Source organism: Rhodococcus sp. X156, assembly GCF_004006015.1.
GTDB lineage: Bacteria > Actinomycetota > Actinomycetes > Mycobacteriales > Mycobacteriaceae > X156.
On record NZ_CP034766.1, the window covers coordinates 3,611,871 to 3,626,170 of the forward strand.

A 14,300-nucleotide genomic window follows, 5' to 3' on the forward strand; every position below is an offset into this window, starting at 1 on the left:
AGGCTTGCTCGGGGCTAGCCCTGCGGCGCGGCGACCTCCGTCGGTGCGCTCTCGTCCGGGTCGGTCGGCGTGGGCGGCTGCTGCGCCGTGGCCTGCCGGTAGGTCCAGCTCAGGAAGCGCTCGGCGCCGCGCACCACGTGGGCGCTGCGGATGGACGGGAAGATGTCGAAGGCGTGCTGTGCCCCGCTGATCTCGGCGTAGGCCACCGGGTGGTGGGAGATCTCCCGCAGCCGCTGGACGAACTCCCGCGCCTCGGCCACCGGCACCAGCGAGTCCAGCCGCCCGTGGATGACCAGGAAGGGCGGTGCGTCCTCGGTGATCCGCTCCAGGGGTGAGGCTTGCAGGTAGGACTGCGGGTCCACCTCGTAGCGCGCGGGCATCACCACCCGGCCCAGCACCTCCTCGCGCCGCTGCACCGCGGCGGCCGTGTTGGTCTGGCCGGCGAAGTCGTAGACGCCGTAGTGCGGCACGCAGGCCTGCACCGAGGTGTCGGCGTCCTCGAAGCCGGGCTGCCAGCTCTTGTCGTCGGAGGTCAGCGCCAAGAGCGCGGCCAGGTGCCCGCCGGCCGACCCGCCGGTGACGGCGAGGAAGGAGGGATCTCCGCCGTAGTCGGCGATGTTCTCCCGCACCCAGGCGATGGCCCGCTTGAGGGCCACCACGTGCTCGGGCCACTTCGCCCTGGGGCTGAGCGGGTAGTTGGGTGCCACGCAGATCCAGCCTCGCTCGGCCATGTGCTGCATCAGCGGCACGCCCTGCTGCGCCTTGTGGCCGATCACCCAGCCGCCGCCGTGCACCTGCAGCAGCACCGGCCGGCCCTGCTGGGGCTCCCGGCCGTGGTAGACGTCCAGCCGGTAGCGCTTCCCGCCCTCGGCGTAGGCGATGTTGGACTCGCGGACCACCTCGTCGTTGGCCATCCGGAAGGGCATCGCCAGCTGGCCCCAGGGGGTGGCCAGGTCGTCGGCGTCCGGCTCCCGCTCCAGGCCGGAGGCGTAGTCGTCGCCGAGCGCCTCCCGCAGCGCGTCCTCGATCTCGCCCATGGCCAGCTGGGAGTCACGGATCAGCTTGACGTAGCCCGCGGCGGACACCGCCTGCAGCGCCAGCGCCAGCCGGTCGTCCCACCCGCGGGTGCCGTGCCTGCGGACGTGCAGCGCTGCACCGGCCGCGTTGAGCGCCAGCAGGTGCGGCGCCAGCTCGGTGGTGAGCCACCCGGAGAAGAAGGCAGGAATCACCGACCAGGACTTGTCGTACGGCCGTACGGCATTTCCGATCGCCGCCAGCTGGAGCGCCTGCCTACCCACATGTCCGAGACCCATTGCGCAATCCTATCTTTTACCTAGAACTGGTTCTATCTTGCGGCTACCATCCCGGGAATGGAACGCCTCAGCGGCCTTGACGCCAGCTTTCTCTACCTCGAGACCCCGACCCAGCTCTTGCACGTGTGCGGGCTGCTGGAGCTTGACCCGGAGACCGTTCCCGACGGATATTCGTTTGACAAGCTAAAGCATGAGATCTTTCTGCGCACCCGCGCAATTCCGGCGTTTCGGCGAAAGCTTTACGATTCGCCGCTGAATGTCGACCACCCGGTGTGGATCGACGACGCCGACTTCGACATCGACCGGCACCTGCACCGCACCGCGATCCCGGCCCCGGGCGGGCGTGAGCAGCTGGCCGAGGCCTGCGCGCACATCGCCGGGATACCGATGGACCGCCAGCGCCCCCTCTGGGAGTTCTGGGTGATCGAGGGGCTGGCCGACGGCAAGATCGCCGTGATGACCAAGATGCACCACGCCAGCGTGGACGGCGTGAGCGGGGCCAACCTGCTGGGCGCGCTCTGCGGCATCGAGCCGGACGCCCCGCGCCCGGAGCCCGACCCCAGCTATCGTCCGGCCCGCAAGCCCAGTGCCCTGCGCCTGGCGATCGACGGGATCACCCACCTGGCGCTGCGCCCCCTGGACATCGTGAAGCTGCTGCCGGAGACGGTGGCACTGGCCGGCGACTGGATAGTCCGCCACCAGCGCGGAGACTCCATGCCGCCGCCGTTCTCCGCGCCCCGCACCTCGTTCAACGGCACCATCACCGGCCACCGCAGCGTGGCCTTCACCGCTGCCAACCTCGACGACGTCAAGGAGATCAAGCGCGCCTTCGGCACCACGGTGAACGACGTGGTGCTGGCCGTGTGCGCCGGCGCCCTGCGCAGCTACCTGGAGTCTCGGGGCGAGCTGCCCGAGAGCCCGCTGCTGGCGATGGTGCCGGTCTCGGTGCGCGAGGACGAGAACGCCGCCAGCGCGAGCAGTCGCAACAAGGTCTCCGGCCTGTTCTCGTCGTTGCCCACCGACATCGCCGACCCGGTCAAGCGGCTGGAGACGATCGCCACGGACAACGCGGTCACCAAGGAGCACCACCAGACGATCAGTGCCGCCATGCTGCAGGACTGGGCGGAGTTTGCGGCACCCACCACGTTCGGGCTGGCCGTGCGGGCGTACTCCAGCCTGCGCCTGGCCGAGCGGCACCCCGTGGTCTACAACCTGGTGATCTCCAACGTGCCCGGGCCACCCATCCCGATGTACTTCCTGGGCGCTGAGGTGCTGGGGCTGTACCCGCTGGGCCCGGTGTTCCACGGAGCGGGGCTCAACGTCACGGTGCTGTCCAACAACGGAAAGCTGGACGTGGGCATCATCGCGTGCCTCGAGCAGGTGCCCAACCCGTGGGCGATCGCCGACGAGGTCCCGCGCCAGATCGAGCTGCTGGTGGCCGCGGCGCGCAAGCGCACCGGCAAGGAGGCCCCCACCGCTCCCAAGGCAGCCCCGACCAAGAAGGCAGTCTCGACCAAGAAGGCGATGCGCAAGGCGCCGGCGAAGAAGGCCACCAGCGCTGCCACCAAGACCGCCTCCAAAGCTGGCGCCACCAAGGCGGCTGCAAGCAAGGCGACAGCGACCAAGACGACAGCACCCAGGACGGCAGCAGCCAAGTCGACAGCGACCAAGGCCCCCGCCACGAAGACCAGTGCCAGCAAGACCGCAGCTGCGACGACCGCCGCCAAGTCCACCGCCACGAAGAAGGCGGCGGCACCACGCAAGACCGCACCACGCAAGACCGCACCGCGCAAGACGGCGGCCAAGGCCACCGGTCCCAGCACGGCTACCGGCTCGACCAGCTCCGCAGCGTCAGGCGGGAGCCAACCGACCGGCGACGGAGGCACAGGCAGCCAGTAGCGCTGGCTTGAACTTCTCCGCGTTCAACACGCAGGAGGCGTGCCCCGCCGGGATCTCGTAGCTGGTGGAGCCGTAGATCTGGTTGGCGATCCAGCGCTGGCGCCCCGGCGGGATGATGCGGTCACGCCCGGTGATCACCACCGACGTGGGGACGTCGACGTCACCGATCCACTCCGAGGAGTTGAACCGGCTGATCGCCGACACCGACTGTCCCAGCGCCAGCGGGCTGGTGGAGCGGAACTCGCCCAGCACCCACCGGTAGGTCTCCTCCGCAGGCAGGTACGGGTGCGGGGCCAGCGTGGCCAGGTGCTCGGCGCGACGACGCGTGGTGGACACCGCCATCTCGGTCAACCGCATGGCAAGGCGGTCCCGGCTGTTGCGCTTGAAGGAGCTGCTGGTGGCGCACAGCACCAGGCCCGCCACCCGCGAGGGGTGCCGGCGCCAGGTCAGCTGGGCCACCAGCGAACCCATCGAGTACCCCACCGGGACGAACTGGTCGATGCCGAGCGCGTCGGCCACCGCCACCACGTCGCTCGCCGCGTCGTCCAGCGAGGACCCCGCGGCCCGGATGCCCTGGCCGTGCCAGCGCTGGTCGAGCAGCACCACCCGGTAGCGCTTGCTCAGCTCCTCCAGCACCGGGTACCAGGTGAGCATCGCGGTGCAGGCGAGCGCATGCAGCATCACCAGGGTGGGCCCCTCACGGCGGCCGATGTCGGTGACGTAGGTCTGGCCGCGGCCGGGGAGGTCGACCACCTGCCCGACGTGCCGACCCACCAGCTCGGGCAGCGGAACGAGGCGGCGCACACCACTCAACGGCAGGTCACTGAGCACGTCTTTGGGCTCCTTCATCCGTCGGAGTGCTGAACGCATCTCCACCATCGGAGGGTAGGGCACGACGCGCCATTTCCGTCGGACCCGATGCGGTTTTGCACCCATGCCGTTATCCAGCACAAATCCACCCAGGCGCAAAGCCGCCCACCGAAGTCGGCGAGCGAACTGCGGACCCACCCCATAGAGTCTGGCAGGCACCACGATCCGTGTCACAACCACGGGAGGAGAGGTATGTCGGACGAGAAATCCGCTGGGGGACTTCGGGGATTGATCGATCGTCGGGCAAACGAGTACTCCCTGGACAGTGCCGGCGAGCGTTTTCAGCAATTTCTCGTCTGGGCTTCACAGCCGGTGCTTGATTGGTACTTTCGGATGGAAATCAAAGGGTGGGAACGACTTCCGAAATCGCCCGCCCTGCTGATCGGAGTGCACGCCAGCGGTTTGCTGCCGGTGGAGGCGTACTTGACTGGATTTCAGTGGTATCGCCGATTTGGTGCCGACCGTCCGCTGCACGGGACCGCGCACGACGTGCTCATGTCCCTGCCGGGCTGGGGCCAGTTCCTCCGCAAGATCGGCACCGTCCCCGCCAGCAAGTCAGCGATCACCGAGGCGCTCGAGGCCGGTCACGACGTCATCCTGTGGCCCGGCGGTGACGTGGACGCGCTGCGACCATGGACCCAGCGCGACCAGGCCATCCTGGACGACCGGATGGGCTTCGTGAAGCTCGCGACCCGGCTGGGGGTGCCCATCGTGCCGGTGGCCAGCGTCGGCGGGTCGGACACCTTGTTCATGCTCACCGAGGGCCGCACCCTGGCCCGGCTGCTGCGCCTGGACAAGGTGGCCCGGGCCAAGTCGTTTCCCATCGCCCTGGGCTTCCCGTTCGGGCTGGCCCCGGGCGTGATCCCGCAGGTGCCGCTGCCGGCCAAGATCCGCACCGAGTTCCTGCCCGTGGTGGACGTCGGGGACGACCCGGAGATGGCCGAGGACCCGGACTTCGTGCAGGCCAAGTACCAGGAGGTGGTCGACGCGCTGCAGGAGTCGATGACCCTGCAGGCCGGGCACCGCTCGTTCCCGCTGCTGGGATGATCCGTCGATGACCGCACCCACCACGCCGGCCACCGCACGCACCCTGCCGGGCCGGCTGCTGCAGGCCTACCGGGCCACCGGCGCCGACCTGCCCTTCGGCGACCCCCGCGACGCGCACGGCGTGGCCATGGAGGGCTACTTCTGGCGGTTCACCCAGCCCGACACCGGCCGGGTGGTGCTCGCCCTCAACGGCGTCAACCGGGCCGAGGACGGGCACTGGGCCACGCTCGGGCTGGCCAGCCACCCCAACGGCTTCCTGCGCACCACCGTCCACGACGAGGGCGCGGCCGCCCCGGTGGGCATCGGCGCCCACGCCGGGTCCGCCTTCCGCGGGGAGGGCGACCGGCTGACGGTGGACCTGGGTCCGGACGCGCGCCTGGACGTGCACATCACCGAGCCGGTGCCCTGGCCACGGCGGCGCTGGGGCGGCTCCAGCGTGTTCCAGTCGGTGCCGGCGCTGAACCAGTACTGGCACCCGTGGCTGCTGGGCGGTCGCGCGCAGGGCAGCGCCGTGCTGGGCGGCGAGCGGTGGGACCTCGACGGCGCCCAGGTGTACGCGGAGAAGAACTGGGGCCGTGGGGGATTCCCCGACTCCTGGTGGTGGGGGCAGGCGCAGGCCTTCGCCGAGCCGCAGGTGTGCGTGGCCTTCGCCGGCGGGCAGGTCACCGCCGGGCCGCTGCACACCGAGGTGACCGCGCTGGTGGTGCTGCTGCCCGACGGCACGCTGGTGCGCCTGGGCGACCCGGTGGTCTCCCCGGTGCGGGCGGAGGTGAGCGACGAGCGGTGGCTGCTGCACGGGCGCAGCCTCGGCTGGAGCGTCGACGTGGACGCCAGCTCCCCGCTGCACGCCGCGCACGTGCTGCCGGTGCCGCTGCCGGCCGAGCGACGCAACGTGCCCGGGGCCATCGAGCACCTGGGCGGGCGGATGCGCGTGCGGGTGAAGCGCCGGGGACGCCTGGTGTGGGAGGGGGAGTCGGCGCTGGCGGCGCTGGAGCACGGCTCGATCGACCGCGCCGCCCAGGAGGTCGCCCGTCGCGGCGGGGTGCCCGGGGCCACCGGCGCACCGCCGGGACCATCCCGGGGCTAGAAGAGCGAGAGGTCTCCCGGCGGTGCCGGCGTGGCGGCGGCCACGGGGAGCTTGCCGGCCGCGGCCAGCAGGGCGGCCTGGCCGGCGAGCACGTCGGCCTTCTCGTTGAAGTGGTTGCCCTGGTGGCCCTTCACCCACTGGAAGCGCACCTTGCCGGCCCGGCTGGCAATGGCCGCCTCGATGGCCTTGACCAGCTCCAGGTTCTTCACCGGCCCACCGGAGGCGGTCTTCCAGCCCTTGCGCTTCCAGCCCTGCACCCACACCGAGGCGCACTTGATGGCGTACTGGGAGTCGGACTCGATGTAGAGCTCGTCGCTGCCCGGGTGCGCGCGGATGGCCTCCAGCACCGCCTGCAGCTCGGCGATCTGGTTGGTGCCCACCGCCGCGCCGCCCGAGGCGGACGTGCCCTCGTGGTTCACCCAGGCCCAGCCGATGGCTCCCCCGGGGTTGCGCAGGCAGGAGCCGTCCGTGCTGACCATGATCACCGCGCCAGTATGGCGGCCCAGGGTGGGTGACCGGCGCCACCCTGTCGCGCCGGTGCGTCGCGGTCCACACTGAGTCGACGCGGGCTGGTGCGAAGCGGCAGGAGGCGTCACGTGGCGAGTGCAGGAGCGCGACCGGAGCACGTCGTCGTGGTGGGCGCCGGCATGGTGGGGCTGAGCGCGGCGTGGTTCCTGCAGGAGCGCGGCGTGCGGGTCACCGTGCTGGACGCGACCGGGGTGGCCGCGGACGCCTCCTGGGGCAACGCGGGCTGGCTGACGCCGGCGCTCACCCTGCCGCTGCCCGAGCCGGCGGTGCTGCGCTACGGGCTGCGCGCGATGCTGCGGCCGTCCTCGCCGGTGTACGTGCCGCTGACCGCCGACCCGCGGCTGCTGCGGTTCCTGGTGGGCTTCGCCCGGCACTGCACCGAGTCCCGGTGGCGGCGCGCGCTGGCGGTGTACCAGCAGCTCACCCCGCTGGCCCTGGAGGCCTACGACGCCCTGGCTGAGGGCCCGCACCCAGTGCCCGAGCCCACCCACGTCGCCGATCCCTTCGTGGCCGCCTTCGCCGACGTCGCGGAGCGGGAGGTGCTGGTGGGTGAGCTGCAGGCGGTGCAGGAGCTGGGCGGCAAGGTGGCCTACGACCTGCTGGACCGGGAGCAGACGCACGCACTGGGGCTGCCGCTGGGCGAGGGCGTGGTGGCCGGGCTGCGACTGCACGGGCAGCGGTTCCTGCACCCGCCGCGGTTCGTCGCGGCGCTGGCCGACTCGGTGCGCGCCCGCGGCGGGGAGGTGTCGGCGGGCTGGCCGGTGCGGCAGGTGCGGGAGACGGCCAGCGGGGTGCAGGTGCGGGGGCCGGCGGGTGAGCAGGTGAGTGCCGACGCGGTGGTGCTGGCCACCGGTGCCCGGCTGAACACCCTGGCCCGGCCGTTCGGGGTTCGGGCGCTGGTGCAGGCCGGGCGCGGGTACAGCTTCACCGTGCGCACCGAGTCGCCGGTGGACGACCCGGTGTACTTCCCCACCCAGCGGGTGGCCTGCACGCCGCTGGGTGGGGATCAGCTGCGGGTGGCCGGGATGATGGAGCTGCGCCGCCCGGACGCCCCGCTGGACCCGCGCCGGGTGCAGGCGATCGTGGCGGCAACCCGGCCGATGCTGCGCGGGGTGGACTGGGCCGCCCGCACCCAGGAGTGGGTGGGCTCGCGGCCGTGCACCACCGACGGGCTGCCGCTGCTGGGCCGCACCCGCTCACCCCGGGTGCACGTGGCCGGTGGGCACGGCATGTGGGGCGTGGCCCTGGGGCCGGCCAGCGGGCGGCTGCTGGCGGACGCGATCACCGGGCATCCGGTGCCGGACGTGCTCGGTCAGCTCGACCCGCTGCGCTAGCCGTACTCAAAGAGGCGCGTGGCCGGCCCGCGCGATCGACCTGGCGGCGACGGTCACCAGGGCAGCGGCCCCTCCTCGTTGAAGTACCCGCCGGTGGGGCCGCCGTCGGGCAACGTCGCCAGCTGCAGCGCCACCTGAGCGCCCTGCTCCGGGGTGCGGGTGCCGCGGAAGCCGTTGAGGTCGGTGGCGACGAAGCCGGGGCAGGCGGCGTTGATCAGGATGTTCGTGTCCTGCAGCTCCTTGGCGTACTGCACGGTGACGCCGTTGAGAAAGGTCTTCGACGGCGAGTACGCGGCCGAGATGGGACCGGTGTCCGAGCCGGGAGCGCTCTGCAGGGTGAGCGACCCCACGCTGCTGGACATGTTCACGATGCGCGGCGAGGCCGAGCGGCGCAGCAGCGGCAGCACCGCGTTGGTCACCCGGATGACACCGATGACGTTGGTCTCCACGGCCGCGCGCACCGTGGCGGGGTCGACCAAGGTGGGCAGCTGCTCCGCGCTGCCGGTGATCCCGGCGTTGTTCACCAGCACGTCCAGGCCACCGCGCTCGGCGAGCAGCTCGGCCGCTGCGGCCACGCTGGCGTCGTCGGTGACGTCCAGCGGAACACCGAACGCGTCGATCCCGTCCGCCCGCAGCGTGGCCACCGCGGCATCGCGGCGCTGCTCGTCCCGGGCGCCCACCCCCACGCTCCACCCCAGGCGGCCGAGGCCGGCCGCGATCTCGTACCCGATGCCCTTGTTCGCGCCGGTCACCAGCGCTGTTCTCTGTTCGCTCATGCCGGCAACTGTGCCCGGCCCAGGGTGGCAGCGTCCAAGACCGATCGGGTGAGCCGTGATACCGCACGGGTATCGATACAGGGAGGGTCTGGGTATCGTTGCGGGGTGGAAACCCGAGAGCTGAGGTACTTCGTGGCCGTCGCCGAGGAGCTGCACTTCGGCCGGGCCGCAGAGCGGCTCGGGATGGCGCAGCCCCCGTTGTCGCGCGCCATCAGCCAGCTCGAGCGGCGCCTGGGCGCGACGCTGCTGGAGCGCAGCCGCCGCGCGGTCACCCTCACCGAGGCCGGGTCGGTGCTGCTGGAGGAGGGCCGCGCGGCACTGTCCGCGGTGGCGGCCGCCGAGCGGCGCACCCGCCGCACCGCCCTGGCCGCAGCCGGTGAGCCCGCCGTCGTGCTCGCCACCAAGGCCGGCGCGTCCAGCGAGCTGCTGGCCAAGCTGCTCCACGCCTACGCCGCCGAGCCCGGCTCGGCCACGGTCGACGTGGTCCTCTGTGGAATCGGTGAGCAGGCGCAGCTGCTGGCCGACGGCCGCGCCGACGTCGCCCTGCTGCACCAGCCCTTCGACGCCACCGCCGGGTTCGACACCGAGGAGCTGTGCACCGAGGGACAGGTGGCGGTGCTGCCGGCCGGGCACCCGTTCTCCGGCCGCCAGCACGTCACCACCGCCGAGGTGTCCGCGCTGCCCGGACTGCCGCTGCCCCGCTGGCCCCGCGTCGACGGCACGTACCCCGACGGTCCTGGCCCGCAGGCCCACGACCACACCCAGGTGCTGCAGATGATCGCCCTGGGTCGGGCGTCAGCGATCCTGCCGGAATCGGTCCGCGCCCAGCTGCGCGAGAGCCACACCACCGCCCCGGTGGTCGACGCACCCGCGGTCACCACCGTCATCGCGTGGCCGACGCACAGCCGCTCCCGGGTGGTCGCCGACCTCGTCCGAACGGCGACCCGCCTCTAGCTTGGGCACCGTGCACAGGAACAGGGCAAACCCCTGTGCCACTTGACCGTCCTCGGGCTGCTCGCTGGCCGCTTGACTAGTGCCATCAGCACGCGAGCCACCCGAGAACGGAAGGCATGACATGACCGAGCTTCTCAACCAGGAAGACTTCCGGGCCGCCCTCAAGGACGCGATCAAGGGCCGCGAGGCGAAGAACGCCTCCTTCAGCAAAGCCTGGGCCGACGGCGAGCTGCAGCGCCACCACTTCGCCCGCTGGGCGGAGAACCACTACCAGTACGTCGGCCCCTTCGCCGACTACCTGGGCTACATCTACTGCAACACCCCGGACACCTGCGTGGACGCCAAGGACTTCCTGCTGCAGAACATGTACGAGGAGGAGCTGGCCGACATCCGACACACCGACCTGCTCATCCGCTTCGGTGAGGTCTGCGGCACCACCAAGGAGCGCATCGAGGACCCGAACAACGCCAACGCCGTCACCCGCGGCCTGCAGGCCTGGTGCTACGCCGTGGCCATGCGCGAGCACTTCGTCGTCGCCACCGCGGCCCTGGTCGTCGGCCTGGAGTCGCAGGTGCCCGACATCTACAAGAAGCAGATCGTCCCGCTGCGCGGCGTGTACGGCTTCACCGAGGACGAGATCGAGTTCTTCGAGCTGCACATCACCTCCGACGTGGTGCACGGCGAGCGCGGCTTCCAGATCGTGCTGGAGCACGCCAACACGGTGGAGCTGCAGCAGCGCTGCCTGCAGTTCGTCCGGTGGGGCGCGGAGATGCGCTACTCCTACACCAAGTCGCTGTTCGACAGCTACGTGGCGCCCGACCTCGTCACCGCCTGAGCCACTCCGCTCAACCGGGATCGACCGGGGCGCTGGGCAGCTGCCTGGCGCCCCGGCCCCTTCACCGCCCCCCAACACCGGAGGTCAGCGTGACCAGCTGGGTGCACGTGGCCGAGCTCCGCGAGCTCAGTCGACGCAAGAAGAAGCTGGTGGTCGTGGAGGGCCGGGCGATCGCCCTGTTCCTCCTCGACGACGAGGTGCACGCCATCGACGACGTCTGCGGCCACAAGCAGCGCTCGCTGGTCAAGGGCACCGTGCTGGACGGGCAGGTGATCTGCCCCGGCCACCAGTGGAAGTTCGACCCCCGCACCGGCCAGGCCGAGGACCAGGCCCTGTGCCAGCCCGTCTTCGCCGTCCAGGTGACCGACGACGGCCGCATCCTCCTGGACCCGGTGCCCCGGGTGAGCACTCCCCGGGGCACCGTCGCCGTCCCCGAAGCCCCCCACGAAGCGAGCGAGGTGTCCCCATGACTGCACGCCCCACCCTGGTCGTCGTCGGTGCCGGGCACGTGGCCGCCGCCGCCGCCCGCGGGCTGCGTCGCCGTGGCTTCGACGGGCGCGTCATCGTGCTCGGCGACGAGCCGACCGGCCCCTACCAGCGGCCGATGCTGTCCAAGGAGCGCCTGACGTCGGCCACCGAGGACGGCCTCTGGCTGCTCGACGCCCCGTGGTGCGCCGCCAACGACGTCGAGGTGCGCACCGACAGCCGGGTGGAGCGGATCGCCGCCGACACCGGCGAGGTGCTGCTGTTCGACGGTTCCGCGGTGCGCGCCGACCTGGTGCTGGTGGCCACCGGCGGCCAGGCCCGGCAGCTGCCCGGCGTCGGCGGTGCTCGGGTGCACCACGTGCGCACCCTCGCCGACACCGACCGGCTGCGCGAGCGCCTGCAGCCCGGCCGGCGCATCGGCGTCCTGGGCGGGGGCTTCCTGGGCACCGAGGTGGCCGCGGCCGCCCGCAGCCGGGGCGCCGACGTGGTGGTGGTCGACCGCGACCCGGTGCTGCTGTCCCGCGTGCTCGGCGCCGACATCGGTGCCGCCGTGATGGGCCTGCACCGCGACAACGGCGTGGAGCTGGCGCTGGGCCAGCCGGTGCAGGACGTCCGCGTCGGCCCCGACGGCGTGCACCTGAGCGTGGGCGCCACCACCGAGGTGGTCGACGACCTGGTGGTCTGCATCGGCATCGAGCCGGACATGGCGGTGGCGCTGCGCTCGGGCCTGCGGGTGAGCAACGGCATCGACGTCGACGCCCAGGGCCGCACCTCCCTGCCCACCGTGTTCGCCGCCGGCGACGTGGCCGCCCACGACCACCCGCGCTACGGCCGGGTGCGGGTGGAGCACGTCGACGTCGCCCAGCAGCAGGCCGCCGCCATCGCCGCCACCATCGCCGGCCGACCCACCACCTTCGACGGCCCGCACTGGTTCTGGACCGACCAGTACGACGTCAACCTGCAGGGTCTGGGCCTCAGCGACATCCGGCCCAGCGACGTCGTGGTCACCCGCGGCGACGTGGCGGGCCTGGACGGATCGCTGTTCTGGCTCCGCCACGGCGTGGTGGTGGCCGCCGCCGCCATCGACCGCGGCGAGGACGTGATGGCCGCCCGCGAGCTGATCGACCTGGCCGCGCCGGTGGACCCCGAGCAGCTCCGCGACGACACGACCGACCTGGACGAGCTGGTGGAGACGCTGGCCGACGCGATGTACGACGAAGAAGTGGTGGTCTGATGACAAGCTCCGTCCGCAACCTGCTCGACGGCGAGTGGCTGGAGTCGGTGACCGGCCGGTCCTTCGAGCGCCGCGACCCCGCCGACACCCGGGTGCTGGTGAGCACCGCCCCGGAGTCCAGCGCCAAGGACGCCGACGCGGCCGTGGGCGCCGTCGCCGCCGGCTGGCGCACCTGGGCCGACACCGCCCCCGAGGCCCGCGCGGTGGTGCTCGAGCGCGCCGCCGGCCTGCTCGAGGCACAGGCCGACAGCCTGGCGCAGGACCTGGTCCGCGAGGAGGGCAAGACCGCGGCCGAGGCGGCCTTCGAGGTCAGCCGCACCCCGATGAACCTGCGCTTCTACGCCGGCGAGGCGGTCCGCACCTCCGGGCGCACCCTGGCCTCGGCGGAGGGCAGCTGGGTGTTCACCACCCGCGCGCCGCTGGGCGTGGTCGCGGCGATCACCCCGTGGAACTTCCCGCTGAACATCCCCTCCCGCAAGCTCGGTCCCGCCCTGGCCGCGGGCAACGGCGTGGTGTTCAAGCCCAGCGAGGTCACCCCGCTGCTCGGGCAGCGGCTGGTGGACGCGCTGCTGGAGGCCGGCGTGCCCCGCGGCGCGCTGGCCGTGCTGCACGGCGGCGCGGAGGTCAGCCAGGCCCTGGTGGCCGACGACCGGGTGGGCGCGGTGACCTTCACCGGCTCCACCCCGGTCGGCGAGGCCATCCACCGCGCGGTGCCCGCCAGCCGGCGCACCCAGCTGGAGATGGGCGGCAAGAACCCTGTGGTGGTGCTCGAGGACGCCGACCTGGACCGGGCCACCGCCCTGATCGTCAAGGGCGCCTTCGGCCTGGCCGGTCAGGCCTGCACCGGCACCAGCCGCGTGCTGGTGCACGAGTCGGTGCACGACGAGCTGCTCGAGCGGGTCGCCGCCGCGGCCCGGGCGCTCACCGTGGGCCCGGGCACCGCCGCCGGGGTGAACCTGGGGCCGCTGGCCACCGCCCGGCAGAAGGCCACGGTGCTCGGCCACGTCGAGCGGGCCCTGGCCGACGGGGCTCGCCGCGTGGCCGGCGGCCCGGAGGACGGCGACATGGAAGCCGGCGCGCTGGCCCACGGACACTTCGTGCGGCCCACCGTCTTCGCCGACGTCGACCCACTCTCCGCCCTGGCCACCGAGGAGGTGTTCGGCCCCGTGCTGGCGTTCCTGCGGGTCGGCTCCTTCGACGAGGCGCTGGCCATCGCCGACAACACCCGGTTCGGGCTGTCGGCCGCGATCGTCACCGCCGACCTCGGCCGGGCGATGCGCTTCGCCAGGGAGGCCCCCGCCGGCCTGGTCAAGATCAACCAGCCCACCACCGGGCAGGCCATGAACGCGCCGTTCGGCGGCATCAAGGACAGCAGCACCCAGACATCGAAAGAACAGGCAGGTGACGCCATGATGGCCTTCTACACGGTGGACAAGACCGTCTACCTGAGCGCATGACCGACCACCAGCCGCAGGTCGCGGCCACCCCCACCGACAGCACACCCACCAACGGCACCCCGGTGGACAACGCGTCACCCCCGCCCTGCGAGTTCGTCGCGGTCTGCCGCGCCGGGCAGGTCCGGGACGGCTACGTCCGCCGGTTCTACGCCACCACCGAGCACGGCGAGCTGGAGCTGGCGATCTCCCGGCTGCACGGCAAGGCCTACGCCACGTCCAACTACTGCACCCACCTGGACTGCCTGCTCAGCTCGGGCAAGCTGCAGGACGACGGCATCCGCTGCTCCTGCCACAACAGCGTGTTCGAGCTGGAGGGCGGCACCCCCATCCAGCCGCCGGCCACCGAGCCGATCGCCACCTACCCGGTGCGCGAGGAGGACGGAAAGGTGCTGGTCGGGCTCACCGAGCGCGACGTGCTCGAGGGCGGGCCCCGGCGACGCCGGCTGCCGAAGTGACCGTGTCCACCGGCTCCTGGCCCGA

Annotated in this window: 13 protein-coding genes and 1 pseudogene; 10 read left to right on the forward strand and 4 right to left on the reverse strand. The window is 72.2% G+C overall.

The features are described from left to right. Positions 1 to 14: 14 nt before the first annotated feature. A complete protein-coding gene (locus ELX43_RS17040) occupies positions 15 to 1,229 on the reverse strand; it encodes an alpha/beta hydrolase (protein WP_241249396.1) in 1,215 nt (404 codons plus the stop codon). Between the two features lie 141 nt (positions 1,230 to 1,370). On the opposite strand from ELX43_RS17040, the pseudogene ELX43_RS17045 reads away from it, so the two are divergent. Further along, positions 1,371 to 2,771 (forward strand): annotated as a pseudogene (locus ELX43_RS17045) (wax ester/triacylglycerol synthase family O-acyltransferase); the annotation flags it as partial. Between the two features lie 393 nt (positions 2,772 to 3,164). On the opposite strand, the gene ELX43_RS17050 reads toward ELX43_RS17045, so the two are convergent. Next, positions 3,165 to 4,061 (reverse strand): alpha/beta hydrolase, encoded by an 897-nt coding sequence (locus tag ELX43_RS17050; RefSeq protein WP_241249398.1) that lies wholly within the window; start codon positions 4,059 to 4,061, stop codon positions 3,165 to 3,167. 354 nt (positions 4,062 to 4,415) lie between these two features. Between ELX43_RS17050 and ELX43_RS17055 the strand changes: the two genes are divergently transcribed. Further along, entirely contained in the window at positions 4,416 to 5,129 is a 714-nt protein-coding gene (locus ELX43_RS17055; RefSeq protein ID WP_241250007.1) for a lysophospholipid acyltransferase family protein, read from the forward strand. A 7-nt stretch (positions 5,130 to 5,136) separates the two neighbouring features. Continuing rightward, on the forward strand, positions 5,137 to 6,216 hold the full coding sequence (locus ELX43_RS17060) for a tocopherol cyclase family protein (RefSeq protein WP_127784460.1): 1,080 nt from the start codon (positions 5,137 to 5,139) through the stop codon (positions 6,214 to 6,216). Here the strand turns inward: ELX43_RS17060 and ELX43_RS17065 are convergent. After that, on the reverse strand, positions 6,213 to 6,701 hold the full coding sequence (locus ELX43_RS17065) for a ribonuclease H (protein ID WP_127784461.1): 489 nt from the start codon (positions 6,699 to 6,701) through the stop codon (positions 6,213 to 6,215). The genes ELX43_RS17060 and ELX43_RS17065 overlap by 4 nt on opposite strands. Positions 6,702 to 6,812: 111 nt before the next feature. Between ELX43_RS17065 and ELX43_RS17070 the strand changes: the two genes are divergently transcribed. Beyond that, positions 6,813 to 8,078 (forward strand): FAD-dependent oxidoreductase, encoded by a 1,266-nt coding sequence (locus ELX43_RS17070; RefSeq protein WP_277601707.1) that lies wholly within the window; start codon positions 6,813 to 6,815, stop codon positions 8,076 to 8,078. A 53-nt stretch (positions 8,079 to 8,131) separates the two neighbouring features. Here ELX43_RS17070 and ELX43_RS17075 read toward each other — a convergent pair whose 3' ends face one another. Next, the gene (locus ELX43_RS17075) at positions 8,132 to 8,854 is read right to left on the reverse strand and encodes an SDR family oxidoreductase (protein ID WP_127784462.1); all 723 of its coding nucleotides are present in this window, start codon (positions 8,852 to 8,854) and stop codon (positions 8,132 to 8,134) included. A gap of 105 nt (positions 8,855 to 8,959) precedes the next feature. On the opposite strand from ELX43_RS17075, the gene ELX43_RS17080 reads away from it, so the two are divergent. The 6 genes from ELX43_RS17080 (at position 8,960) to ELX43_RS17105 (ending at position 14,275) form a co-directional block, all read left to right on the forward strand. After that, complete coding sequence (locus tag ELX43_RS17080) at positions 8,960 to 9,808, forward strand: LysR family transcriptional regulator (RefSeq protein WP_127784463.1); 849 nt, start codon at positions 8,960 to 8,962, stop codon at positions 9,806 to 9,808. A gap of 121 nt (positions 9,809 to 9,929) precedes the next feature. Further along, on the forward strand, positions 9,930 to 10,643 hold the full coding sequence (locus tag ELX43_RS17085; protein WP_127784464.1) for an iron-containing redox enzyme family protein: 714 nt from the start codon (positions 9,930 to 9,932) through the stop codon (positions 10,641 to 10,643). Between the two features lie 89 nt (positions 10,644 to 10,732). After that, positions 10,733 to 11,113 (forward strand): Rieske 2Fe-2S domain-containing protein, encoded by a 381-nt coding sequence (locus ELX43_RS17090; RefSeq protein WP_127784465.1) that lies wholly within the window; start codon positions 10,733 to 10,735, stop codon positions 11,111 to 11,113. Then, entirely contained in the window at positions 11,110 to 12,363 is a 1,254-nt protein-coding gene (locus ELX43_RS17095; protein WP_127784466.1) for an FAD-dependent oxidoreductase, read from the forward strand. The genes ELX43_RS17090 and ELX43_RS17095 overlap by 4 nt, the downstream gene beginning before the upstream one ends. Then, positions 12,363 to 13,820 (forward strand): aldehyde dehydrogenase family protein, encoded by a 1,458-nt coding sequence (locus tag ELX43_RS17100; RefSeq protein WP_127784467.1) that lies wholly within the window; start codon positions 12,363 to 12,365, stop codon positions 13,818 to 13,820. The genes ELX43_RS17095 and ELX43_RS17100 overlap by 1 nt, the downstream gene beginning before the upstream one ends. After that, positions 13,817 to 14,275, forward strand: a complete 459-nt coding sequence (locus tag ELX43_RS17105) for a Rieske 2Fe-2S domain-containing protein (RefSeq protein ID WP_127784468.1) — start codon at positions 13,817 to 13,819, stop codon at positions 14,273 to 14,275. Before ELX43_RS17100 ends, ELX43_RS17105 begins: the two co-directional genes overlap by 4 nt. The last annotated feature ends 25 nt before the right edge of the window (positions 14,276 to 14,300 follow it).